This window comes from Mesorhizobium sp. B3-2-1 (assembly GCF_006439515.1).
GTDB lineage: Bacteria > Pseudomonadota > Alphaproteobacteria > Rhizobiales > Rhizobiaceae > Mesorhizobium.
This window is the reverse complement of record NZ_VFTI01000017.1, coordinates 16,142-39,599: the sequence shown is the minus strand read 5'-3', so window position 1 is coordinate 39,599 and position 23,458 is coordinate 16,142. Positions and strand designations below refer to the sequence as shown.

The 23,458-nt window shown below is 61.2% G+C and carries 19 protein-coding genes; 5 read left to right on the top strand and 14 right to left on the bottom strand.

Annotation, left to right across the window (positions count from 1 at the left end):
- Positions 1-89: 89 nt before the first annotated feature.
- Both FJW08_RS18440 and FJW08_RS18435 read left to right on the top strand, forming a co-directional pair.
- Positions 90-1,232: an acyltransferase gene (locus tag FJW08_RS18440; protein WP_181182962.1), complete on the top strand. Its 1,143-nt coding sequence runs from the start codon at positions 90-92 to the stop codon at positions 1,230-1,232.
- A 218-nt stretch (positions 1,233-1,450) separates the two neighbouring features.
- Positions 1,451-2,098 carry a sulfotransferase gene (locus FJW08_RS18435; protein WP_140811782.1) on the top strand — a complete coding sequence of 216 codons (648 nt, stop codon included), beginning with the start codon at positions 1,451-1,453 and terminating at the stop codon, positions 2,096-2,098.
- An 89-nt stretch (positions 2,099-2,187) separates the two neighbouring features.
- Here FJW08_RS18435 and FJW08_RS18430 read toward each other — a convergent pair whose 3' ends face one another.
- The 9 genes from FJW08_RS18430 to FJW08_RS18390 form a co-directional block, all read right to left on the bottom strand.
- Positions 2,188-2,841, bottom strand: a complete 654-nt coding sequence (locus FJW08_RS18430; RefSeq protein WP_140811781.1) for a class I SAM-dependent methyltransferase — start codon at positions 2,839-2,841, stop codon at positions 2,188-2,190.
- The gene (locus tag FJW08_RS18425) at positions 2,838-7,517 is read right to left on the bottom strand and encodes a glycoside hydrolase family 99-like domain-containing protein (protein ID WP_140811780.1); all 4,680 of its coding nucleotides are present in this window, start codon (positions 7,515-7,517) and stop codon (positions 2,838-2,840) included. The genes FJW08_RS18430 and FJW08_RS18425 overlap by 4 nt, the downstream gene beginning before the upstream one ends.
- Positions 7,430-8,332 (bottom strand): dTDP-4-dehydrorhamnose reductase, encoded by a 903-nt coding sequence (gene rfbD, locus FJW08_RS18420; protein ID WP_140811779.1) that lies wholly within the window; start codon positions 8,330-8,332, stop codon positions 7,430-7,432. Before rfbD ends, FJW08_RS18425 begins: the two co-directional genes overlap by 88 nt.
- A complete protein-coding gene (gene rfbB, locus FJW08_RS18415; RefSeq protein WP_140811843.1) occupies positions 8,329-9,399 on the bottom strand; it encodes a dTDP-glucose 4,6-dehydratase in 1,071 nt (356 codons plus the stop codon). Before rfbB ends, rfbD begins: the two co-directional genes overlap by 4 nt.
- A gap of 29 nt (positions 9,400-9,428) precedes the next feature.
- Positions 9,429-9,983, bottom strand: coding sequence for a dTDP-4-dehydrorhamnose 3,5-epimerase (gene rfbC, locus FJW08_RS18410; RefSeq protein WP_140811778.1), 555 nt, complete (start codon positions 9,981-9,983; stop codon positions 9,429-9,431).
- Positions 9,984-10,865, bottom strand: a complete 882-nt coding sequence (gene rfbA, locus FJW08_RS18405) for a glucose-1-phosphate thymidylyltransferase RfbA (RefSeq protein ID WP_140760979.1) — start codon at positions 10,863-10,865, stop codon at positions 9,984-9,986.
- Between the two features lie 209 nt (positions 10,866-11,074).
- A complete protein-coding gene (locus FJW08_RS18400) occupies positions 11,075-11,887 on the bottom strand; it encodes a class I SAM-dependent methyltransferase (protein ID WP_140811777.1) in 813 nt (270 codons plus the stop codon).
- A gap of 101 nt (positions 11,888-11,988) precedes the next feature.
- Positions 11,989-13,014 carry an NAD-dependent epimerase gene (locus tag FJW08_RS18395; RefSeq protein WP_140811776.1) on the bottom strand — a complete coding sequence of 342 codons (1,026 nt, stop codon included), beginning with the start codon at positions 13,012-13,014 and terminating at the stop codon, positions 11,989-11,991.
- A gap of 95 nt (positions 13,015-13,109) precedes the next feature.
- On the bottom strand, positions 13,110-13,700 hold the full coding sequence (locus FJW08_RS18390; protein ID WP_140811775.1) for a biotin transporter BioY: 591 nt from the start codon (positions 13,698-13,700) through the stop codon (positions 13,110-13,112).
- 115 nt (positions 13,701-13,815) lie between these two features.
- Here FJW08_RS18390 and FJW08_RS18385 point away from each other — a divergent pair, with 115 nt between their 5' ends.
- Positions 13,816-14,724 carry an MBL fold metallo-hydrolase gene (locus tag FJW08_RS18385; RefSeq protein WP_140811774.1) on the top strand — a complete coding sequence of 303 codons (909 nt, stop codon included), beginning with the start codon at positions 13,816-13,818 and terminating at the stop codon, positions 14,722-14,724.
- A gap of 63 nt (positions 14,725-14,787) precedes the next feature.
- Here FJW08_RS18385 and FJW08_RS18380 read toward each other — a convergent pair whose 3' ends face one another.
- Together FJW08_RS18380 and FJW08_RS18375 are read right to left on the bottom strand one after the other, a co-directional pair.
- Complete coding sequence (locus FJW08_RS18380) at positions 14,788-15,573, bottom strand: DUF1499 domain-containing protein (protein ID WP_140811773.1); 786 nt, start codon at positions 15,571-15,573, stop codon at positions 14,788-14,790.
- A gap of 81 nt (positions 15,574-15,654) precedes the next feature.
- Positions 15,655-17,283 (bottom strand): fatty-acid--CoA ligase, encoded by a 1,629-nt coding sequence (locus tag FJW08_RS18375; RefSeq protein ID WP_140811772.1) that lies wholly within the window; start codon positions 17,281-17,283, stop codon positions 15,655-15,657.
- 333 nt (positions 17,284-17,616) lie between these two features.
- Here FJW08_RS18375 and FJW08_RS18370 point away from each other — a divergent pair, with 333 nt between their 5' ends.
- Complete coding sequence (locus FJW08_RS18370) at positions 17,617-17,970, top strand: hypothetical protein (protein WP_140510466.1); 354 nt, start codon at positions 17,617-17,619, stop codon at positions 17,968-17,970.
- A gap of 92 nt (positions 17,971-18,062) precedes the next feature.
- Entirely contained in the window at positions 18,063-18,452 is a 390-nt protein-coding gene (locus tag FJW08_RS18365; protein WP_140760994.1) for a DUF427 domain-containing protein, read from the top strand.
- A gap of 94 nt (positions 18,453-18,546) precedes the next feature.
- Here the strand turns inward: FJW08_RS18365 and FJW08_RS18360 are convergent, their stop codons facing one another.
- The 3 genes from FJW08_RS18360 to ppdK form a co-directional block, all read right to left on the bottom strand.
- A complete protein-coding gene (locus FJW08_RS18360) occupies positions 18,547-19,287 on the bottom strand; it encodes a polysaccharide deacetylase family protein (RefSeq protein ID WP_140811771.1) in 741 nt (246 codons plus the stop codon).
- Positions 19,288-19,412: 125 nt separating this feature from the next.
- On the bottom strand, positions 19,413-20,540 hold the full coding sequence (locus FJW08_RS18355; protein ID WP_140811770.1) for a glycosyltransferase family 9 protein: 1,128 nt from the start codon (positions 20,538-20,540) through the stop codon (positions 19,413-19,415).
- 127 nt (positions 20,541-20,667) lie between these two features.
- Positions 20,668-23,346, bottom strand: a complete 2,679-nt coding sequence (gene ppdK, locus FJW08_RS18350) for a pyruvate, phosphate dikinase (RefSeq protein WP_140811769.1) — start codon at positions 23,344-23,346, stop codon at positions 20,668-20,670.
- Between the last annotated feature and the right edge of the window lie 112 nt (positions 23,347-23,458).

The window sequence follows — 23,458 nt, the reverse complement described above, 5'->3', positions numbered from 1 at the left end:
TATGTCCTCTAGTGACCGGCCTGATGAGGTTCTCGGGTGTGAAGATCGCAGGCGCAGAGAGACGCGAGACTGCAAAAAACGGGGACGGGATGAGGTCCGAGATCGAGAAGGCAAATGCTCTAGAGGATGCTCATTCGCGTATTGAGCTGCCTGGGCTCCTTGCGATGCGTTGCTACGCGGCATTGTCGATTGTCCTTGTTCATCTGATTGCACTGCCGCGACTGCAGATACCTAGCTATTTGTCGTTTATTCCGGCGCATTTCGGTAACGGAGTGCCGCTATTCTACATAGTCAGTGCTTTCGGCCTTTTTGTTGGGTACCGCGGGAAAATCGAGACACGACAGAAATTGCGAGAATTTTACCTGCGGCGATTCCTACGTATCGCGCCTCTATTCTATTTTATAATGGTTTTCTACATCCCGTTCTGCTGGACGATGTGGGGAACAACGATCCCGCTTTCCCAATTCGTCAGTTCAGCGCTCTTTGTCTTCAACTTTGTACCACGTCAAGCCAGTGGATTCGTCATGGCCTCATGGTCTATCGGCGTCGAAATGGCCTTCTACGCAATCCTGCCGCTGCTGGTATTTGCCATCACCGGGATTGCACGATCTCTGGTCTTTCTTGTCGTGGCAATTTTCCTGGCAGCCAATTGGGCGTTGGCGTTCCAAGGAACAGAGGGGTCCTTGGCGCTCTTTGGGCAACTCTCTATGATAGCCCACCTGTTCTACTTCGCGGCCGGTATAGCGGGTTACTATGTCTGGCTTAGACTTCGCGGCACCTCACCTTGGATTGGACGCATAGTCCTCTGGGGTGGCCTTCTGTCAATCGTTGGTCTGATCTACCTCGCGAACCCGCTCGCGGCACTTCTAGGGACGGTCCTTGGGCCAAGCGGCGGTTCCGGGGTCAAGGCTGCTTGGGCGGTGACGTTAGCGGGCGCGGTGGTCGGCGTTTCGCTTCACCCGCAAAAATCGTTCGTGAATCCTGTCGCGAAGATCCTCGGCAATGCCAGCTTCAGTATTTACCTCTGGCATCCGGTCGTCATCGTCGTCCTAGATCGCCTAGGTGCGTACCGGGCGCTCTACGCGTCCCTCGACGGGGTGTCTTTACCGTTCTTTTCCTCGGTCATTGCGACTCTTGCAGTATTGATACCTCTATCGTTCCTGAGCTATCGTTACATCGAGCGGCCCGGGATGGCCTTGGGGGGTCGCGTCAGCCGTCTTCGGCCAGCTTGACGGATTTTTTCCCGGCCAGTATTTTGTGGGGGCTTCGTTGAATATTGATTGGCTGGCTGCACTTAGCCTCGTGTTACACGGTCGACGGTTTCCCACTAACCTAGAAAGAGCAAAAAAATCCGCTGTTTTCAACAGCAGCCCACACCTTATTGATCAATCGATACTCAGTCCATTACAAGTGTCGGTTCTAATGCAGCCCGATTTCTTATGAAACCGCAATGAATTTTGACTTTCTCTTTATAGTGACTTACGGGCGATCAGGCTCAACCCTGCTTCAGGGCATGCTGAACGCCATTCCGGGCGTCCTCGTCCGAGGTGAAAATGCCGGGGCTCTTCACGGTCTCGTCCAGTCCTGGCAGGCTGCAAAGATTGCCCAGGATCTCTTTTCTCCCGACAGCGAGAAGTCTACCAGCTCCTGGTATGGCGCCGTCCACATGGACCTTGACTCGTACGGACGCGACCTTGCTGCCAGTTTCGTTCGGAATATCCTAAAACCGCCACCGCATGCTCGCGTCACGGGGTTTAAGGAGATCCGCTACCATTTGACCGCCGAAGAACTGGCATTCGAGCTGGAATTCATGCGGCGGTTCTTTCCGCGCTGTGCGTTCCTAATCAACACGCGCGATCTGGAGGCCACAATGGCCAGCAATAAAAAGGCCAGCCATGGAGTCACAGAAGCGGACTTGGCCACCGCAGATCAGTTGCTTCGTGAGACGGCAAGATCGTCGGCAGATGATGTTTTCCACGTTCACTATGACGATTACCGTGACGATCCTAGCCGCCTCAGACCGCTATTTGACTTCCTTGGCGCCCATTTTGACCAAGTCTCCGTACAAAATGTATTAGACACAAAGCACTCAGGCTAAGCTAAGCCGCATTCTCGATCCAGTTGGAATCTGGTGGCTGGCTCCGCAATCACTTCCCGCTCGCGATCCACTTGGCCAAATAGCCCAGATCAACCCGGCCGCTCCACCAGCGTCACGCAATCCAGTTCGTTCACCCCACCCCACGGAATGATATTGCTTTCGCGGATGGTAAGACCCGCATTTTTGGCGTAGGCCTCGAATAGTTTCTTGGTCATGTGATTTCGTGCCTGCGGATTCCGACCGTAATGCCGATCCATCGGCGCCGGGTAATTAGAATGGTGGAAGAGCCCCATCCCGCCTGGCCTCAGTATTCGTGCTGCGTCCTTGAGATAATTCTCAACTATATCCGGACTGAAATGCACCATGGAGTCATAGCAAAAGATAGCGGTCACGCTTTCTTGCTCTATTGGCTCAAAGGAGTACCCATCTCCCTTGACGTACCGGATAAACGGATATGCCCGAAGTCGATCTCGGCAGAAATCCAGGTTGCCATTGTGGACGTCCATCAATGTCAGACGATCTGTCATCTTGGCGACGCACTCAGCGTGCCGACCGTGTCCGCATGAGAGTTCGAGAACCGAAGTCAGGTCCATTTGGTTAAAAAGATGCCGGAAGCTCTTGTCTTCGTCCCAAAAGATAAATGTCCAACGCTCGGCATCGTCATAATATGAACTCTTGGCCCAGGGGGCGCCGACAATTGCGGCTGACTCGCCGAGCTTTTTGGTCGAATCCGAGTTTGTCACGTATGTGCTCCTAGCTCGGCCCGCGTTTCCGCAGAGTTCGAATGGCCTTCGAATCTTGGCCTGTCAGCTGTGGCCAAGCCAAACTGCTCATAGAGTCGCTGAGCATAAGCAGTCGCCGAATATCGCGCCGCCGCCCCCAGTTTGAAGCGGGCAATCGTTTCCGATTGCACGCGCGCGATCTCCTGCAACTGCCTTGCGTTGAAGCTCCCTATCGTCACGCTTGACTGATGCCGGCGATGCGAGTTGAGCGCGCGCGGATTGAACGCGATATCGCCCTTCTCCAGCAACCGCAGATACGCGACCCAGTCACCGGCATTTCTGTAGGAGGCGATTTCATCAAGGTTCTGGGCGAGAGCCTCGCGCATGGGTACCCTTCGAAACAAAACGCCACTGACGTTTGGAATAGTGTTCTTGAGATACAGCGCCTCGGCGATTTCCTGGCGGCCACCCACGACGTAGGGTCTCGTCCAGCGAGATCGGTCAATGTCGGACACGTAATCGAGATAGTGCTCGGACAAGACGCGACCGGTGCTATCCATCTGGCGCGACTGGCAGTAACTCATCACCACTCCGTCGCGTTCGAAGGCGGGCAGAAGCTCAGCCAGAAATCCGGGATCGGCAAGGTCGTCGGCTTCAGCGATCCACACATAATCGCCGCGTGCCATTTCGACTCCACGCATCCATTGACGGAAAACGGAGCCCGAATTTTCCACATTCAAGACCAGTCGGTTCGGAATGTCGCAGTGGCCCAGAAATTGCTCGATGACTTCGACACTTTCATCGGTCGAAGCATCGTCGAGCACGATCAGTTCATAGGGCCGCACCGTCTGATCCATGATCGAACTCAAGCGCGCGCGCAGATATTGGGCGTAATTGTAGTTCGGCACAATGACCGATACCTTCGGCAAAGGCCTCCCGGAGTAAGTCAGCAAGTCATGCAGGTAATGGCTGAAGCTGAATTCCTGGCGGACAATGTCACGGCCCACGCCCGCCAGATGCCGGGCGTGGTCCGGATCATCGAGCAGACCGCTGAGGGCCTTGGCCATGGCGCCAGTGTCGAATGGGGGCACAAGAACTCCGCAATCCCGCTTCAGCAGATCCTGAAAGCCACCGGCACCTTCGAAGGCAACGACCGGTATCGCGGCATCAAGCGCCTCAAGCACCACCGAGGGGAACGGATCTTCGCGCGAGGTCAGGGCGTAGATATCCGCCGCGAAATAGTATTCCTGCGGGTTCTCCACCAAGCCTACAAAGACGAAGCGATCCTCAAGCCCTGTCCCTCTCACGCGTTCCATCTGCTTGGCGTGAAAGACGCGGTCGACGTGGCCAACCCAGACAGCAACCACGTCTGGCTTGTCCCTCATCACCCGAAGGCAGACATCAACGAATAGATCGAGGCCCTTCCGATGATCGGCGTAGCCCGCACATAAGATGATGCTGGCGTTTGCCGGTATCTGCAATTTCGCGCGGACAGTTTCTCGGGTTCTTTGACGATCGCCCTCCTGATAAGGCATACGCAAATACAGGCCCTGCGGTCTGACTACCGATTGGCTGACAGGCCGGCCAACAAATTCCTCAAATCCCGCTTTCACAATCTCGGCCGGGAAAACGACCGTGTCGACGCTTTCGGCAATGGCTGTCGCGGGATCGGCAAGGCCGTAAGACGCCAATATCCCGGGTAGTTCATGAACGAGGCAAACAGTCCGGAACCCCGCACGCTTCAACAGCGGAACGAGGTTGCCGGATACCGTGGTGTTCACGATTGCCACTTCCGCGCGAGCATTCCTGATCGCGGACAGGCGATTGAACGCATCGGCATCGTCCGACCCAAGCAAGTTGATCCTGTGCACGGTTGCACTTTCGGCGAAGCGACCGAGCAGCGGTCCGTCCCCCAATACGATGAGATCGGGATCGAAACCGAGTTGCTTGAATCCCTTGGCCAAGTTGAGCGCCAGCAGTTGCGCGCCGTGCGGATGGGCGTCGTGGGATACGATCACTATGCGGGGTTTGCATTTCCCGCCCGCCGCCTCCAAAGCGTCGCGGGTCGCCTGCAGATAGGCATAGCCGTTTGCACTGTCGGGCTCCAGATGCGCGCCTTCCGCCCACTCGTTCCAGGCATTGACGAAGACCAGCCGCTCGGATGGCTCTTCAGTATGAGCCAGTGTGTCCGCGATGGCATTGTCGAGCCATTTGCGGTAGAGCGCGGGGGTGTTGTTGATGAATACGGTGCCGCCACGCTTGCGGCGCGCCGTGTTGTCCCAGCCAGGGCAAACCGAACGGAAGAGCTTGTATTTGCGAGGCGGATAGGTCTCGCTGCGCAGCGGGAAAACTGACCAGTCATAGACGGTTGTGGCAAAATCCTCGTGCAGCGGCGTGACGGAATGTGTGACGTTTGGCGGCGCGGAATTGTTGGGCGGAAATTCGACGGCGCCATCGAACCCGTAGCGCCCGGGGGCGACAGATTCGAAGGATTGGGTATAGGCGAGGAAGATCTCGCCGACCCCGTTCTCACGGCACCATGCCCGCCAGCGCCGGGCTGTCTCGGCTGCGGACGGAAGCAGGCTCGGGCGATACACAAGCAGCAGCGGCTTGCCGTCGATGCGGATGGCGCGGGAATCGCGAAGGTAAGGCGCAACTTCGGCGATGAAGGCGAGATCGTCCTCGGGCGAGTGATCCTGGGCGATGAGTATTTCCCGATCCATGCCGTCCCAGCGGCGCGACCAGTTCTCGTTGGCCCAGCAGAGGCAGAACGGCATATCGAGGCTCTTGTCCTCAAGCCAGTTCTTGAGCGGCGTTTCCAGGAGCCGCTTGCCGCCAAACCAATAGAAGTAGAAACAGAAGCCTTCCACGCCATAGAGCTTTGCCAATTCGATCTGGCGACGCTGCACGGCGGTATCGCGCAAGTCATAATAGCCGAACTCATCCGGCACGTGCGGCTGATGGTGGCCGACAAATTGCGGCTGGGCGGGCCTGACATTGGTCCATTCGGTGAAGCCTTGCCCCCACCATTCATCATTCTCGGGAATGGAATGGAACTGGGGCAGGTAGAAAGCGATGACGCGTATGGGCTTCCGAATTAAAGGAGGCGCTTCGAGCCGCGGCACATAAATGGGCTCGGGCGCAAGAATTGGGCCGGACCTGAACACAACCGCTTGCGCGGCTGTCGGGCTGTAGCCCGCCGCAACATCCGGCGCCGTCATGTTTCTCCAGGCGCGGTAGGCATTCGTAACACCAAACAGCGAAGGAAACCTCGAGAAGACCGCGCCCTTCAATTTCTGTTTCGCGTCGACAGACAGAGGCAGATTGCGCCAGCCGATATATGCACCGCGAGCCATCACGCCGCGCACCCCCACGGGCGCCTTGCCGATGGCGCGAGCACGATGAGCAAGCCCCCGCATTGGCCTCGTCAGCCGCCAGGACGTGCTGGCGTAAACGGCATCGAGAACACGATGCAACCGGACTTCCTCAAAGCGCGCATCGTCGCGATCGACTAGCAACCTGCTCGTCATCTCTTGTGCAGCCGCCAGTTCCTGTTGCAGGATTTGGATATCTTCGGCCCTTGCGATGGCCTGCGCCCTCGTCTGCGCGATCTCGTCGTCGCGGATTCTCAGTCTGTCGCGTATTTCGACCGTCTCGCTGGAAAGAGCCTCGATGCGCGCTTTCTGGTGCTCGAGAATTCCCTTGCCGGTTTCAATCTGTTCTTTCAAAGTCGTCTTCGACGACCATGGATTTCCGGACTGATCGGTCGCCTTGTTTTCGGTGCCATCGAGGGTGATCATGCTGCTGTCGGCGATCGCATCCGTGCCTTGAACATTGCGAGGCCCGAGGACATTCTCCCGTGCCGGTCGTTTTGTCACAATGCAGAGCGAGTTCAAGAACCCGATGGAATGAACCGACGCGAGAGTGTCCTCATCAAAGACAATCTGGAGTTCGGCCGCAAAATCAGCCAAAGCATCCACGCGGCGACTGTCCACCCCCCAATGCTCATGGTTGACCACATCAAGCAGACATTTGAAGAATGACATGGAAGAGAGAGGATCGTAGAGACCGCCCTCGAACTCCCGCCAATAGCTGCAATGCAAATCCTCCGCTATATAAATCCCGCCCTCGGAAAGGTGAGGGAAATAGCGAGCGAAGGAGCGTATAATGTCAGACGACGTGTGCGATCCGTCGTCTATAATAATATCAAATCGATCGGAAGTCGCAGTAATATTACCTTCTACATCATTCGTATTTGCGTCACCGACAATAACAGCGATTTTGTTGTCATCGAAGACCAGGTTGCCGCACGCCACGTTGATGTCGCAGCCTAGAACGAGTTCCGCGTTGGGAAAATATTTTCGCCAAATCTCGAGTGAACCACCATTCTGGACCCCAATTTCCAGAATTCGAACCGGCCTGTTTCGATATTGCGCGAAAATTCGGTCGTATGTTTCAAGATAGATCGACCATTTGTCCGAGACCTTGCCGCTATGGGCCTGGTATAGGTCGCGAAGTGAGCTGTCCCGAGCTTCAGCTCGCTTGGACTCTATCCCAGCTTTAGATCCGCCCTCACCAATAGCCTGCCGCTCAGGCAAAGGATGCTTGTTCATGCTGTCAGTGCCCGTTTCGTCTCGCCCATCACCAGCCGGCGCACCACCTCCTCCGCCGACTTCCGCCAGTCCGGCGCGGTCCATGCGAACACGTCCGCAAAGTTCGCGCTGGATAGCCGGGAGTTGGCGGGGCGGCGGGCCTTGGTTGGGTAGTCCATCGTCGTGATATCCCGTACCCGCGCCCAGGGGCCACCAGACTTCAGGCTTGTGTCGAGGATATGACGGGCAAAGCCGCTCCAGTTGGTCTCGCCCGTGCCGGCCAGGTGATAGGTGCCGAACGCGGCGAAGTCCTTGTCGGCGTGCAGCATGGCGGCCGTATGCAGGATCGCGTCGGCGATATCGAGCGCCGATGTGGGATTTCCCCATTGATCGGCCACCACCGAAATCTCGTCGCGGTCGGCGGCGAGCCTCAGCATGGTCTTCACGAAATTTTTTCCGAACGGGCTGTAGACCCAGGCTGTGCGCAGGATCAGGTGGCGCGGGTTGGCGACTGCTACCGCCTGCTCGCCGGCGAGCTTGGAGGCGCCGTAGACACCGAGCGGCGCCGTCGGGTCGGTTTCGACATAGGCGCCGGCCCTGGTTCCGTCGAAGACATAGTCGGTCGAAAGATGGATGACGGGAACGCCGAGCCGCGCGGCAGCCTCGGCCACCTTGCCGGCACCGACCGCGTTCACCGCGAAGGCCAGATCGGGCTCGTCCTCGGCCTGGTCGACGGCGGTATAGGCGGCGGCCGATACGACGATATCGGGCTTGGCAGCCGCGATGACGTCGATGACGGTGTCGGGTCTTGCCAGGTCGAGCTCCGGGCGACCGAGGGCGACGACCTCCGTGCCCGCGCGGCCGGCCTCCAGCAGGCTCGCCGCGACCTGGCCGTCGCGTCCGGTGACGAGGAGCCTCACGCGCCCACCTTGCGTGCTTCGCCCAGCCTTTCGCCGGCATAACGCTGTTCGCGGATCGGCCCCCACCACCATTTGTTGTCGAGGAACCAGTCCACGGTCCTGGCAAGGCCGCTGTCGAAATTCTCCCTCGGCGTCCAGCCGAGCTCGCGGCTTATCTTGGTGGCATCGATGGCATAGCGGCGGTCGTGACCGGGGCGGTCGGTGACGAAGGAGATCAACTCGCGATAGCGCCTGCCGCCGGCGCGCGGACGCCTGGTGTCGAGCAGGTCGCAGATCGTCTCGACGACGGCGAGGTTGGTGCGTTCCGAATTGCCGCCGACATTGTAGCTCTCGCCCGGATGGCCTTTCGTGGCGACCAGTTCCAGGGCACGCGCGTGATCCTCGACGAACAGCCAGTCGCGCACATTGGCGCCGGCGCCGTAGACCGGCAGCGGCTTTTCATCGAGGGCGTTGAGGATGACGAGCGGGATCAGCTTCTCGGGGAAATGATAGGGGCCGTAATTGTTGGAACAGTTGGAAAGCACGACCGGCAGGCCGTAGGTCTCGTGCCAGGCACGCACCAGATGGTCCGAGGCCGCCTTCGAGGCGGAATAGGGCGAGGACGGCGCGTAGGGCGTCTCCTCGACGAACATGCCGCCGTCGAAAGGCAGGTCGCCGAACACCTCGTCGGTCGAGACGTGATGGAAGCGGAAGCGGCCCTTTTTGTCGCCGGACAGGCCGCGCCAATATTCGAGCGCGGCATTGAGGATCTTGTAGGTGCCGACGATGTTGGTCTCGATGAAGGCGCCAGGTCCATCGATCGAGCGGTCGACATGGCTCTCGGCGGCGAGGTTCATGACGATGTCGATATCGTCGCGGCGCAGGAGATCGAGCACCGCCCTCTCGTCACAGATGTCGGCCTGGGCGAAGCTGTAATTGTGGACATTCTCGATCGGCCGCAGCGAGGCCAGGTTGCCCGCATAGGTCAGCTTGTCGAGATTGGTCACCCGGTAGGCCGGGTTGGCGCACAGATGCCGGCAAACCGCCGAACCGATGAAGCCGGCACCGCCCGTCACCAGAAAATTCATCGCGCCGTCCTTATGCACCACACGCTCCATCAGGCGAACACCTCGGCCGCCGCCAGCAGCGGCGCCTTGAGGTCCTTGTCGGAAAGCTGGAACCCGCCGGCCAGCGACGGCCATTCGATGCCGATGGCGGGATCGTCGAAACGGATCGAGCGGTCATGCTCGGGAGAATAGGTGTCGGTCACCTTGTACAGCACCTCGGTGTCGGGCACGAGCGTGACGAAGCCGTGCGCGAAACCCTTTGGCACCAGGATCTGATTGCCCTTTTCGGCCGACACTTCCAGCGCGACCCATTTTCCGAAGGTTTTCGAGGCGCGGCGGATATCGACCGCGATGTCGAAGATGCTGCCACGGATGACGCGCAGCAGCTTGTCCTGGGCGCGCGGCGCAACCTGGTAGTGAAGCCCGCGCAGGACGCCCGGGGCGGCGGAATAGGAGTGGTTGTCCTGCACGAAAGTCAGGTCGATGCCGGCCTGCGAAAAGTGCTCGGCATTGTAGGTCTCCATGAAGAAACCGCGTGCGTCGCCATGGCGTTTGGGAACGATTTCCAGCACCCCGTCGATGCCCAGGGATCTCACCTCCAGCATCTAGCCCTCCGAAAGATCGGCGACACGCCTGCGCAGATAGGCGGCGTATTCGTTCTTTCCCAGGCGGGTCGCGCGCTCCAGCACCATGTCCGCCGTCAGCCAACCCTGTTCGAAGGCGATCTCCTCCGGGCAGGCGACCTTGATGCCCTGGCGATGCTCGATCGTGCGCACGAAGGAAGAGGCTTCGTGCAGGCTGTCATGGGTGCCGGTGTCGAGCCAGGCATAGCCGCGGCCCAGCCGGTGAACATGGAGCTGGCCGCGCTCGAGATAGACATTGTTGACCGCCGTGATCTCGATCTCGCCACGCGCCGAAGGACGAATGGTCGGGGCGATGTCGACGACGTCGTTGTCGTAGAAATAGAGACCGGTGACGGCCCAGTTGGACTTCGGCTTCTGTGGCTTTTCCTCGATCGTCAGCGCGGTTCCGGTCGCCTTGTCGAAAGACACCACGCCATAGCGTTCGGGGTCCTCGACATGGTAGGCGAACACCGAAGCTCCCCTCTGGCGCGAAGCCGCGGCGCGGCAAAGCTGCGACAGCCCGTCGCCAAAATAGATGTTGTCGCCCAGGATCATCGACACGCTGTCCTTGCCGATGAAATCGCGGCCGATGATGAAGGCTTCCGCGAGGCCATTGGGCTGCGGCTGCTCGGCGTAAGACAGTGCCAGCCCGAAGTCCGATCCGTCGCCGAGTAAAGCACGGAAAGCCGGCAGATCACGAGGCGTCGAAATGATCAGAATCTCTCGTATTCCCGCGAGCATCAACACGCTCAGCGGATAATAGATCATCGGCTTGTCGTAGATGGGAAGAATTTGCTTAGAGACTGCTAATGTTAGCGGATAAAGACGCGTTCCACTGCCTCCAGCAAGGATAATTCCTTTCAAGAAGCTCTCCTCGACATGCCAAAGCCCCCCGGCCCTGAGTGCCTGTGCTTAGGTTTCATGCATTGGCTTGTCAATGCGGCACACGACAAACGTGTCGGCCATGTTGAATACCGTCCATCGACGGGCGCCTCCCGCTTCGGCCGGACCCGCCTGATCCCAATCTTGGCAAGGCCGAGGCCCCGATCACCGTAGGGCAGACATACCAACATTTAGGCCACAGCCATGATTACATGTGCCTGGATTTTGGCGGCAACTTCGCCACTGCCATGTCTGTCGGCAATGGCGGATGCCGCGTAGTCGGTTGCGGCGTCCAGTTTTCCAGCGTCCCTGGCCTCGATTTCGCTGCGAAGAACGGTGCCCTGACAATAAGCGACGGCCGGAAGGCGCGGCGAGGATGCGCGGCTTTGTTCGGCTGTCGTCTCGATCGCAACGTCGGAGAAACCCGCATCCTCCAGGTCGCGACGGATCAGCGCCTTATCGTGGTAGCCGTGCGGCGTGCGTGCCAGGAAGCGCGGCGGATCGTCGGGAAAAATCCGCGCCAGCGCATTGGTCACGTCATCGGCGAACACATTCTCCTCGATGCGATCCCATACGTTGAACAAGAACCGTCCTCCCGGCTTCAAGACCCGCCTGGCTTCGCGGTAGGCGGAGGTGCGGTTTGGAAAGAACATCGCACCGAACTGGCAACAGACGAGATCGAAGGCCGCATCCTCGAACGGGAGCGCCATCGCATCCGCCTGGCGCCATTCGATGCGGCTGTCAGGTGTCTGTCGTGAGGCGGCATAGTCGAGCATCGGCTGGTTCAGGTCGGTCACCATATAGCTTGCGCCAGGGGCCAATCTTGGCGCCAATGCGCGGGTGACGACCCCGGTGCCCGCGGCGATTTCCAGGACCGCGCCCGGCGACAGAGCCGCGGCTCGTTGCGCGATATCGACGGCGAACGGCTCGAAAATCAAAGGCACCATGTAGCGGTCGTAGTTTTCCGGGATCGAGCCCGCGAACAGCTTGTCCGTTTCCAACATGGCAATCCCCACCGTCTGATGACTTGGGAGACTAGCACATATTTTTGTTCCTGGTCTTTTTCGACCGGGAGCCGGCCTCTACGCGGCCAAGAGCGCGTTCATCACGCCCGCCCAAAATAATCCTGGTACCACTCGACGAACCGCCCTACCCCCTCGGTGACGGAGGTGCGGGGGCGGTAGCCGACCGCCGCTTGCAGCGCCGAAGTGTCGGCGAAGGTGTCGGGCACGTCGCCGGCCTGCAGCGGCAAGAGTTCGACCACGGCCTTGCGGCCAAGCGCGTTTTCCAGCGCCTCGACATAGGCGGTCAGCTTCACCGGGTTGTTGTTGCCGATGTTGAAGATGCGCCAGGGCGCACTGCTGGTCGCCGGATCCGGATGGCTGGAATCCCAGGCCGGGTTGGCCGCGGCGGGACTGTCGCTGGCGCGAATCACGCCCTCGGCGATGTCCTCGACATAGGTGAAGTCGCGCGTGTGGTTGCCGTTGTTGAACAGCTTGATCGGCTCGCCGGCCAGGATGCTCCTGGTAAACAGGAACAGAGCCATGTCAGGTCGCCCCCAGGGACCGTACACGGTGAAGAAACGCAGCCCCGTGGTCGGCAGGCCGAATAGATGGCTGTAGCTGTGCGCCATCAGTTCGTTGGCGCGCTTGGTGGCGGCGTAGAACTGCAAGGGATGGTCGGCCGGGCGATGCTCGGAAAACGGCATGTCGGTGTTGGCGCCATAGACACTGGAGGTGCTGGCATAGGTCAGGTGCCCGACGCGGCTGCCACGGCAGGCCTCGAGCATGTTGGTGAAAGCAACGATGTTGCTCTCGACATAAGCGCGCGGATTTTCCAGGCTGTAGCGGACGCCTGCCTGGGCGGAGAGATGGATCACCCGGTCGAAGGCGTGGTCGGCAAAGCAGCCATCGACCACGCCACGGTCGGCAAGATTGCCATGGATGAAATGATAGCCGGCATTGGTGCCGCGGCTCGCCTCGGCCAGCAGCCGCAGCCGCGCCTGCTTGATGTCGGGGTCGTAGTAGTCGTTGATGCTGTCGATGCCGACAACCTCGTCACCACGCTCCAGGAGCCGCCTGGCGACATGATAGCCTATGAAGCCGGCGGCGCCGGTGACCAGAACCTTCATCAGAAACGCCCGTCCGTGACATGCCTGGGGAACAGGCCCGAGCTCATCGCAGGCCAAGCTCCGGCCCGGAGTGATCCGGGCCGGATGCTCTCAAATCAGGAGCGCTTCAGCAATGACCAGACGGCCGGCACGAGGCTGGCCGCGAGAGCGACCTTGATCAGGTCGCCGACGATGAACGGCACGACGCCGAACTGCCAGGATTTTTCCGGGCCGATGAGCAGCGCCAGCCAGGCAAAACCCATCGCCATCATCACCACTTCGGCAACCAGCATGGCGTTGAAAAGCTTGATCGGATGACGGTCCCAGCCGCGGTCGGCGGCCCAGCCGACAATCGCCGCCATGACCACGAAGCCGGCGAGATAGCCGCCGGTCGAGCCGAGCATGTAGGCGATGCCGACGCCCTTTTCCGGCGTGCCCTGGAAGACCGGGAAGCCCATCGCGCCTTCCGCCATGTAGAGCAGCAGGGTGGCGACGCCGAGCCGCATGCCGAAGGCGGCGGCGATCAGAAAGACGGCGAGCGTCTGCATCGAGATATCGACAGGCCCGAGCACTACCTTGGTCTTGGCCGAAAGGGTCAACAGCAGTGTGCCGGCGATCGCCAGCAAAAACTGCGTCGCCAGTCGCGCAGCACCTTCCTGCGGCAAGGCCAGAAAAACAAGCGGGCGCGTCGTCGTTGCGGTTGTCATGGTCTTCCCCAATTCAATCTTGCCGCGAACCAGAAATCGCGGTCTTGCATTTTCCTATATTGGCTTGCGTGCTATGCGGCAATCGGTTTTGCCGTTCTTGGAACAATGCGCCGACATGGCTCTCAAATTCGATACCAGCTTCGACCCCGCTTATGGCCAGGGCGTAAGCGTGGCCCCCGACGTGCAACGCGTCACAGCCCGGAATCCCAGCCCCTTCACTTTTCATGGCACCAACAGCTATGTCGTGGGACGCGACACGCTGGCGGTGATCGATCCCGGACCGGATGACGGGTCGCATCTCCGGACCTTGCTCGACGTGATCGCCGGACGGCCGGTCAGCCACATCTTCGTCAGCCACACGCATCGCGACCATTCTCCGCTGGCGGCCCGGTTGAAGGAGCACACCGGCGCCCAGGTGCTGGCGGAAGGACCGCACCGGCCGGCAAGGCCCTTGCATATCGGCGAAACCAATGCGCTCGACGCCAGCGCCGACACCGCTTTCGTTCCCGACATCGCGTTGCTGGACAGTGAACTGGTCAGCGGCGACGGCTGGGCGATCCGGACGGTCCTGACGCCCGGCCACACCGCCAATCACGCGGCATTCGCGCTGGAAGGAACCGGCATCCTGTTTTCAGCCGATCATGTCATGGGTTGGGCAACCTCCATCGTCGCGCCGCCGGACGGGGCAATGGCCGATTACATGGCATCGCTGGACCGGCTGATCGAGCGCGCCGATCGCCTGCTGCTGCCTGGCCATGGTGGACCGGTAGCGGCGCCGCGCGCTTTCATGCGCGGGCTGAAGACCCATCGCAAGATGCGCGAACGAGCCATACTGGAGCGGATCAGAGCCGGCGACAGGACCATTCCCGACATGGTCAAGGCGATCTACAGGGATACCGATCCCCGGCTGCATGGCGCCGCCGGCCTGTCGGTGCTTGCCCATCTGGAGGACCTGGTGGCGCGCGGCGTGGTGGCGACGGACGCCGCCCCCGCCATCGACGGCATCTTCACGCCGGGCCGATAGGCCTGCCCACCACCCACGCGTTGATCCTGCCATTGTCGCGAGCGTGAATTCGCCCGGACATGGCTACTCGGCCGGCGCCGCGCCGACCTGGCCGGCGACTTCCTGATCCAGTTCCGCCAGGAAATCGGTGATGCGCGCGGCATTGTCGCCAAGGTCGTGGCGGCCGTAGCGCGAGGCCGACCGCATGTCGACGATGACCGTGTCGCCGTCATCCCTCACGCGAATGGCGACGTCCGCAGGAAGGCCAAGAACGAAGCTCGGGGCGACGGCGGTGATGGTCACCTCTGTCTGTCCGGCGAGTTCGGGATAAGGCTCCGAAAGGTCCCAGCCTCGCCGGTCGAGCACGGTTTCAACGGCATTGACGACGGTCTCGAATGGCAGGTCGTAGCTGCGCGCGGTGACCAATGGATAGCTGTCGGTCTGCAACGTCTGCTCACCCGGCGTCGGCGGGGACAGCACGTTCATGTCCTTGGTCCGGTCACCGACATCGAGCGCGGGCGGTTCGTCGAAATCGGTCGAGATGTCCCGCAGCGGCGGATAGATCGTCGCCCAGTAGGCGGCAACGCCGTAGGGGGTGAGCACCAGCAGCGCCAGCAAGACGCCGACGCTGAGATCACGGCCACCACGGTCACCAAAATTCCACAGCCTCGCAAAGGCCAGGCCGGCAAACAGCAGCGCCAACGCAGCCAGCAGGGCGACAATGCCCAGCACCCACAGGAGCACCGGCGTTTGGACGAGGCCGAAGCGATGGCCGACAAAGTTCGTCAGCAAAAGAACCATCGAAAAGGCGGCCGTGCGCCGCGACCAGCCGGCAGCCTTCGACGTTTGCCGTTCGGGAATGCTAACCATTATTCTCTGCGCTGCCCCAACCCGGATGGAGGTCTAGTGCCTTTTTGCGGCGGCTTGAAGCCGAAACACGCAACATCCCCCTCAATCCGTCGGCAAGCGATAGTCCCTGAACTGCTGACGCAAGGTGGTCTTCTGGATCTTGCCGGTGGCGGTGTGCGGTATCTCGCCGACGAAGGCGACGTCGTCCGGCATCCACCATTTGGCCACCTTGCCATCCATGAAATCCAGAATCTCGGCCTTGGTCGGTTCCTTGCCCGGCTTGGCGACGATGACCAGCAAGGGCCGCTCACCCCATTTCGAATGTTGGACGCCGATGGCCGCCGCTTCCGCTACATCGGGATGGCCGACGGCCAGATTCTCCAAGTCGATGGTCGAAATCCATTCGCCGCCGGACTTGATGACGTCCTTGGCGCGATCGGTGATCTGCATGTAGCCGCCGGCATCGATATGAGCGACGTCTCCGGTATCGAACCAGCCATCCTCATCGAACTGCTCCGCGCCCGCACCGCCATAATAGGCGCGGGCCACGGCCGGGCCGCGTACCTTGAGCCGGCCAAACGTCTTGCCGTCCCAGGGCTGCGCGTTGTTCTCGTCATCGGTCACCTTCATTTCGACGCCGAAGGGCGGGTAACCCTGCTTGCTCTGGACGTCGAGCCGGGCGTCGCCGTCAAGGCTGGCATAGTCCGGCTTCAAGGTGCATAGCGTGCCGAGTGGCGACATTTCGGTCATGCCCCAGGCGTGGATGACCTGGACACCGTAATTGTCCTGGAATTTCGTCATCAGTGCGCGCGGGCAGGACGAACCGCCGATAACGACCTTGTTCAGATAGGGAAGCGTCTTGCCGGTCTCTTCCAGATATTGCAGCAGCATCATCCAAACGGTCGGCACGGCGGCGCTGAAGGTCACCTTCTCCTGATCGAGCAACTCATAGATCGAGGCGCCGTCCATCTTGCAGCCAGGCATGACCAGCTTGGCGCCGGTCATCGGACCGCTCTGGCCAAGGCCCCAGGCATTGGCATGGAACATCGGCACCACCGGCAGGATCGTGTCGCGCGCCGACAGGCCCATGGCGTCGGGCATGGCCGCGATCATGGCGTGCAACACGTTCGAGCGATGGCTGTAGAGGACGCCCTTCGGGTCGCCCGTCGTGCCGGACGTATAGCACATGCCGGCCGCGGTGCCTTCATGAAAGGTCTTCCAGGCGAAGTCGCCATCGACCTCGTCAAGCCAGTCCTCGTAGGCAACGACACCGGGCAGGGTCGTTTGCGGCATGTGCGCCTTGTCGGTGAGCACGATCACCTTCTTCAGCGATTGGACGGCACCCGCGATCTTCTCCAGCAACGGGATGAAGGTAAGGTCGACGAAGACGGCCTTGTCCTCGGCGTGGTTCATGATCCAGACGATCTGTTCGGGAAACAGGCGCGGGTTGAGGGTGTGGTAGACAGCACCGATGCCCATGATGCCATACCAGGCCTCGATGTGGCGGGCGGTGTTCCAGGCCAGCGTCGCGATGCGGTCGCCCAAGGCAAAGCCGTCGCGCTCCAAGCGCTGGGCGACCTTGAGGGAACGACGATGGATGTCGGCGTAGGTGGTGCGCACGATCGGCCCCTCGATCGAACGCGACACGATTTCGCGCACACCATGTTGCCTTTCGGCATTGTCGATCAGCTTGTGGCACAGCAGCGGCCATTCCTGCATCAGTCCCAGCATGCCGTTCCCTCCCTGACGCTTTTTGCCCCGAGCTTTTCGCCTCGCGCTTTTGACCGCATTGTGAAGCGAACCGGCGAATTGTCCAGCCACCCACCGGCGCGGCTGACGAAAGTCGGAGTTCGGCCTGTATTTGGCAAATGATTGAATCCGGACGCTTTTTGATTTTGCCTGGCTGGCCTGCTGCCATTCGAATGGCATGGGCTTCAAATACATTACGCCGGCGCAAACTCTCGTGATCGGACCAACCGCAAAAAGTGCCATAATCCGGCCATCGTCGGCGTTAATCTTCGTTAACGGGCAAAGGGGTGCGATTGGCGACTGAAAGAGGTTCGCATGGACGCGCTCGACGATAAGGTTCTCGAGAGTACTCTTGCCGAAAGCCTGGCCGATCTGGTGCCGGACGAAAAGACTGTTTCCGAAGACGAGTTCGTCGAAGTTGTCGGCGGCGCGCTCGAAGCGGTCGGCGGCACGCTGCTGTTCAAGATGTGCGTCCAGAACGAAGGGGAAGGCCAGCATGTCGCGGCGGCATCCGTCGGCGATGGCGGCAATCGCCAGTTCCTGCTGCTCACCTTGCCAACCGGCGGCGGGGCGCTGAAAGTCGAGACCATTTCGAGAAGCAGCAACCCGGTGGCGGGCATCGCGGCCGCCTATGCAGGGCTGATGGACGCCTTCAAAACCGCCGCCTGATTTCCGCGGCAACGCGAAGGCTAGTCTTGCGCCACGGGCCTTGTTCTATCCGGCCGCCCACCACACTTAAGGTCGGGGCAAGGAGAACCAGCATGGACAAGATCGCCAACCCGGCACCCGGCTTCCAACGCAATCCCGACAAGGTCATCACGATAGAGCCGTATTCCGGCACCGTCACGGTCCGCGCCGGCGATACGGTCATCGCGTCGTCCACGAAGGCGAAGGTGCTGACGGAGGCCCCCTACCCCGCAGCCTTCTACGTTCCGTTCGCCGACATCGATTTCGACAAGCTCAGCCGGACGGACCACTCGACCCACTGCCCCTACAAGGGTGACGCCAGCTATTGGAGCGTGCTGCCGGCGGGCGAAGCGGGCAAGGACGCGATGTGGGCCTACCGGCAACCGTTCGACGAGATGGCCGACATCCGCGACCACGGCGCGTTCTACGCCAGCAAGGTCACCATCGAAGCCAAGCCGGACTGAACGCTTCGGCCCGACGCATCTACGGGTGCATTGAGATTCAGGTCAGGCCCAGTCGTTAGAGCGGTTCGGCGATTCCATCAAACACTGAACAGCCCTACTCGGTGGTACCGTGATCGCCCGTCCCATCGGCATCGTCGAGCCGCACGAAGGTTATGCCCTTGTCCTTGAGCGCCAGCAGGCCCTGCACAACGCCCTCGCCCGCGGCATGGGTCGGCTGGTTGATATGAGAGATGATGACGTCGCCATCCTTGGCCGCGGCGATACGCCTGGCCGTCTCCTTGGCGCCGAGCAGCGAGCCGCCGTCGCCATTGATCGAGAAGCCGGCAATCTTGAAGCCGAGCTTGCGGATCATCGCGATGGCCGAGGGGCTGTATTCGGCGGTTGCGCCGCGGAACCATTTCGGCGCCGGTTCGCCGGTCGTGGCCAGAGCCGCGGCCCCTGACTCGACCTCGGCAAGCACAGCCTCCGGGCTGCCGGCGCTGCTTATGCCATAGATTTTCCGTGGCGTGTCGACCGCCGGAACATGGCGACCGCCGTGATTTTCCAGTTCGAACAGGTCGGGATGCGCCCGCATGATCGCGACGGCATCGGCGTTGCGCTTCAGCCAGATGCCGGTGACGAAAATGGTGGCCGGTATCTTGTTCTCCACCAGCGCCGAGAGAATGCGCGTGTCGGTCTTGCCGCCGCAGGCATCGAGCGTGAGCGCAACGCGGCCGGTTCCGCTTGCAGCCGGCTTGATGTGCAGCGTGGGTTCGACCAGCGGCGCGGCATGGGCGCTGGATATCAGCGCCACCGACACGGCGATCATGCAGACATGTTTTTGCAGCAGATGCATCAAACCAAATTCCCGACCCGCGACTTCAAGCCGCTATCCCAAAACCCGCATGAAGGCGAAAATCGGACGAGGGATAGCAGAAAAACGCATGACGCGGCAATTTGACCTTCCGCTTGGTGAACGCGTCATTCGGCGACAGTCCGGCCGGTCCATTGCCCTCGGACAGCGCGTTCCTTTTCCAGCTCGGTGCGTGCGAGGATCTCGAGCGCCGCATCGACGACCGGCTTCACCTCAAGACGCCAGACGCAGCACGCCTTGCTGGGATCGGTTCGGCGACACAAATCCCTGGCCACGCAATCGCACGGCATTGGCGGCCGGAGCACGATGCTGGGCACGCCGACAGGTCCCCAGCGTGCCGGATGCGTCAGGCCGAAAAGGCCGACAACCGGGGTGCCCGCGGCAGCGGCCATGTGCATAGGGCCGCTTTCGTTGCCGAGAAACAGCCGGGCCTGTTCCAGGACCGCCAGCAGGCTCTCGAGCGACAGCGCTCCGACCAGATCGACCACCGGCGCCGCCGTCCCGGTAACGATCCGTGCGGCGGTTTCACGTTCGTCAGGCCCTCCCACCAGGACGACACCCAGTCCGGTTTCGGCCGCAATCTCGTCAATCGCCTGGGCAAACCGTTCGGGCTGCCATTGCCGGCCCTTGAAACTCGCGCCCGCATGGACGGCGACGAAGGCGTTCGAGTGGATATGGTGCCCGTCCAGAAGCGCCAAGGCTTTCGCCGCCTCGGACGGCAACGGCTGGATGCTCGGTACCGTCACGCGCAGATCGATGCCGAGCGCTTCAAGCGGGGAGAGGTAGCGATAGACAAAATGCTGGCCGCCAAACCCAAATGGTCTGGCAAACACATTGGCGGGCTGCCTTTCCAACAGCTTCAGCGGCCTCTCGGGAGGATTGTAGCCGATACGTGTCCTGGCGTTGACGAAGCCGCTGACCACCCGAGAGGTCTTGGAATCGGTCAAATCGATCGTCAGGTCGAAATGGAAGCGGCGCAGCGCCCGCACCACGGCATAGAGCTCTTTTCCACGCTCCAGCGGGTTGCCTCGAATGCGGGTCCGCCTGAACGCAACCACCTCGGAAGCGATGCCATGCGCAACCACGAAGCTCTCGAAGTGGGCTTCGCAGAGGAACACGATCCTGGCACCGGGAAATTCGAGCTGCAGGTTTCCGGCGAGCGTCGAGGCGAGGACGATATCGCCTATGAACTTCGTTTGAATAATCAGGATCGAGCGGAACGGAGCGGGTGACATCTAAAACGTCTGTTTCCGTAGACAATTGGCGGTCATCCGCAAATTGATCGCAAACAATGTCGAGATTACGCTCATGTCGCCAGTACGTCCGCGTGAGTTTCATACAAACCGCAAGCTTCGTACCGGTCTATCCACGTCCTACCTTTGCCGCCTGCACAGCGGCCTGCGCCGCAGCCAGCCTGGCGATCGGCACGCGATAGGGTGAGCAGGAGACGTAGTCGAGCCCGACCTCCTCGCAGAAGCGGATCGACGAAGGATCACCGCCATGCTCGCCGCAGATGCCAAGCTTGATGCTGGGCCGCGTCGCCCTGCCCTTTTGCGCCGCCATGCGCACCAGTTCACCGACACCGTCAATGTCGAGAGAGACGAACGGATCCTGCTCGATGATGCCCTTCTGGCGGTAGGTTTCCAGGAAGGAGGCCGCATCGTCGCGCGAGATGCCGAAGGTTGTCTGGGTGAGGTCGTTGGTACCGAAGGAGAAGAACTCGGCCGTCTCGGCGATGACATGGGCGCGGATCGCCGCGCGGGGGAGCTCAATCATGGTTCCGGTGAGGTAATCGATCTTGACGCCGCTCTCGTCCATGACGCTCTTGGCGACCGCATCGATGCGCGCCTTCACATAATCGAGTTCCTTCACCAGGCCGACCAGCGGCACCATGATCTCGGGCACCACCAGTGCGCCGGCTTTCTTGCCGGCCTCGACGGCCGCCTCGAAAATGGCGCGCGCCTGCATTTCGGCGATCTCGGGGTAAGACACGGCCAACCGGCAGCCGCGATGGCCGAGCATCGGGTTGAATTCGTGCAGCGCCTCGGTGCGCTGCCTGAGCTTGTCGGGCGACACATTCATCACGGCCGCGACTTCGGCGATTTCGGCCTCGGTCTTGGGCAGGAATTCGTGCAGCGGCGGATCGAGCAGGCGGATCGTCACCGGCAGGCCGGCCATGATCTCGAACAGTTCCAGGAAATCCGAGCGCTGCATGGGCAGAAGCTTGGCCAACGCGGCGCGCCGGTCCTTCTCGGTGTCGGCCAGGATCATCTCGCGCATGGCGACGATGCGGGCGCCGTCGAAGAACATGTGCTCGGTGCGGCATAGCCCGATGCCTTCGGCGCCGAAGGAGCGCGCCATGCGGGCGTCGAGCGGCGTTTCGGCGTTGGTGCGCACCTTCATGCGGCGCACCGCGTCCGCCCACTCCATGATGGCGGCGAAATCGCCTGACAGTTCCGGCTGCAGCATCGCCACGGCGCCCTTGAGCACCTGGCCGTTGCCGCCGTCGATGGTGATGATGTCACCCTTGCGGAAGGTCTGTCCCATCGAGATCAGCGTCCCGGCCCTGTAATCGACACGCAGCGAGCCGGCGCCGGACACACAGGGCTTGCCCATGCCGCGCGCGACCACCGCGGCGTGGCTGGTCATGCCGCCGCGCGTGGTCAGGATGCCTTCGGCCGCATGCATGCCGTGGATATCTTCCGGACTGGTCTCTATGCGCACCAGGATCGCCTTGCGCCCTTGCGCCTTCAGGTCCTCGGCATCGCCGGAGGAAAAGACGATCTCGCCGGTGGCGGCCCCGGGAGACGCCGGCAGGCCGACACCGATCACGTCGCGCGCGGCTTCTGGGTCGATGGTCGGGTGCAGCAACTGGTCGAGCGAAGCCGGATCGATGCGCGCGACCGCCTCTTCCTTGGTGATCAGCCTGTCCCTGGCCATCTCGACGGCGATCCTGAGCGCCGCTTTGGCGGTCCGCTTGCCGGACCTTGTCTGCAGCATCCACAATTTGCCGCGCTCGATGGTGAATTCGAGGTCCTGCATGTCGCGGTAGTGCTTTTCCAGGCTGTCGGAGATGGTGACGAAGGACCGGAAGGCGTCCGGCATCAGCTTCTGCAGTGACGGCTTGTCGGAGCCCGCCGCGATGCGCGCCGCCTCGGTGATGTTCTGCGGTGTGCGGATGCCGGCAACGACATCCTCGCCCTGCGCGTTGACCAGGAACTCGCCATAGAGCTGCTTTTCACCGGTCGACGGGTTGCGGGTGAAGGCAACGCCGGTGGCCGAGGTCTCACCCATATTGCCGAACACCATGGCCTGGACATTGACCGCCGTGCCCCAGCTTTCGGGAATATCGTGCAGGCGCCGGTAGGTGATGGCGCGGTTATTCATCCAGCTCGAAAACACCGCGCCGATCGCGCCCCAGAGCTGCTCGTGCGGATCCTGCGGGAACGGCTTGCCCAGCTCTTCCTCGACCTTGGCTTTGTAGAGCGCGATGACGCCTTGCCATTCGATGGCCGTCAGCTCGGTGTCGAGCTCATGGCCGAGGCTGGCTTTCTGGTCTTCCAGAATTTCCTCGAATACCTCGTGATCGAGGCCCATGACGACATCGGAATACATCTGGATGAAACGGCGGTAGCTGTCATAGGCAAATCGCGCATCGCCGGAATCGGAGGCCAGCGCCTCGACCGTCTCGTCGTTCAATCCGAGATTGAGCACGGTGTCCATCATGCCGGGCATCGACGCCCGGGCGCCGGAACGCACCGAAACCAGGAGCAGCTTGGACGGGTCGCCGAACCGGCGGCCGGTCAGCCGGCCGATATGGTCGAGCGCGACGGCGACGTCGGCTTCCAATCCTGCCGGATAGGTCCGGCCATTGGCATAGTAGGCATTGCAGACCTCGGTGGTGATCGTGAAGCCCGGCGGCACCGGCAGGCCCAGGCTGCACATCTCGGCCAGATTGGCGCCCTTGCCGCCCAGCAGATTCTTGTCGCCGGCACGGCCTTCCGCCGCACCATCGCCAAAGGTGAAAACCCATTTGGTCATGCTTTGCTCTCCGGTTGCAGGAGATTGGAAAGATTGGCGAAACGGAAGCTCACCCGTGTCCGACTTGGAGCGATATGATGCTGCAGTGCGAAAGGCAAGCGCCCGGGCAAGC

Bases quoted from the DNA above. Each gene is read 5' to 3' on its own strand.
- FJW08_RS18425 (WP_140811780.1), bottom strand. From the start codon at position 7,517: ATGGACCGCGCCGGACTGGCGGAAGTCGGCGGAGGAGGTGGTGCGCCG.
- FJW08_RS18385 (WP_140811774.1), top strand. From the start codon at position 13,816: ATGGCTCTCAAATTCGATACCAGCTTCGACCCCGCTTATGGCCAGGGC.
- FJW08_RS18375 (WP_140811772.1), bottom strand. From the start codon at position 17,283: ATGCTGGGACTGATGCAGGAATGGCCGCTGCTGTGCCACAAGCTGATC.
- FJW08_RS18435 (WP_140811782.1), top strand. From the start codon at position 1,451: ATGAATTTTGACTTTCTCTTTATAGTGACTTACGGGCGATCAGGCTCA.
- FJW08_RS18400 (WP_140811777.1), bottom strand. From the start codon at position 11,887: ATGTTGGAAACGGACAAGCTGTTCGCGGGCTCGATCCCGGAAAACTAC.
- FJW08_RS18365 (WP_140760994.1), top strand. From the start codon at position 18,063: ATGGACAAGATCGCCAACCCGGCACCCGGCTTCCAACGCAATCCCGAC.
- FJW08_RS18370 (WP_140510466.1), top strand. From the start codon at position 17,617: ATGGACGCGCTCGACGATAAGGTTCTCGAGAGTACTCTTGCCGAAAGC.
- rfbC (WP_140811778.1), bottom strand. From the start codon at position 9,983: ATGCTGGAGGTGAGATCCCTGGGCATCGACGGGGTGCTGGAAATCGTT.
- ppdK (WP_140811769.1), bottom strand. From the start codon at position 23,346: ATGACCAAATGGGTTTTCACCTTTGGCGATGGTGCGGCGGAAGGCCGT.
- FJW08_RS18360 (WP_140811771.1), bottom strand. From the start codon at position 19,287: ATGCATCTGCTGCAAAAACATGTCTGCATGATCGCCGTGTCGGTGGCG.
- rfbB (WP_140811843.1), bottom strand. From the start codon at position 9,399: ATGAATTTTCTGGTGACGGGCGGTGCCGGCTTCATCGGTTCGGCGGTT.
- FJW08_RS18355 (WP_140811770.1), bottom strand. From the start codon at position 20,540: ATGTCACCCGCTCCGTTCCGCTCGATCCTGATTATTCAAACGAAGTTC.
- FJW08_RS18390 (WP_140811775.1), bottom strand. From the start codon at position 13,700: ATGACAACCGCAACGACGACGCGCCCGCTTGTTTTTCTGGCCTTGCCG.
- FJW08_RS18440 (WP_181182962.1), top strand. From the start codon at position 90: ATGAGGTCCGAGATCGAGAAGGCAAATGCTCTAGAGGATGCTCATTCG.
- FJW08_RS18380 (WP_140811773.1), bottom strand. From the start codon at position 15,573: ATGGTTAGCATTCCCGAACGGCAAACGTCGAAGGCTGCCGGCTGGTCG.
- FJW08_RS18395 (WP_140811776.1), bottom strand. From the start codon at position 13,014: ATGAAGGTTCTGGTCACCGGCGCCGCCGGCTTCATAGGCTATCATGTC.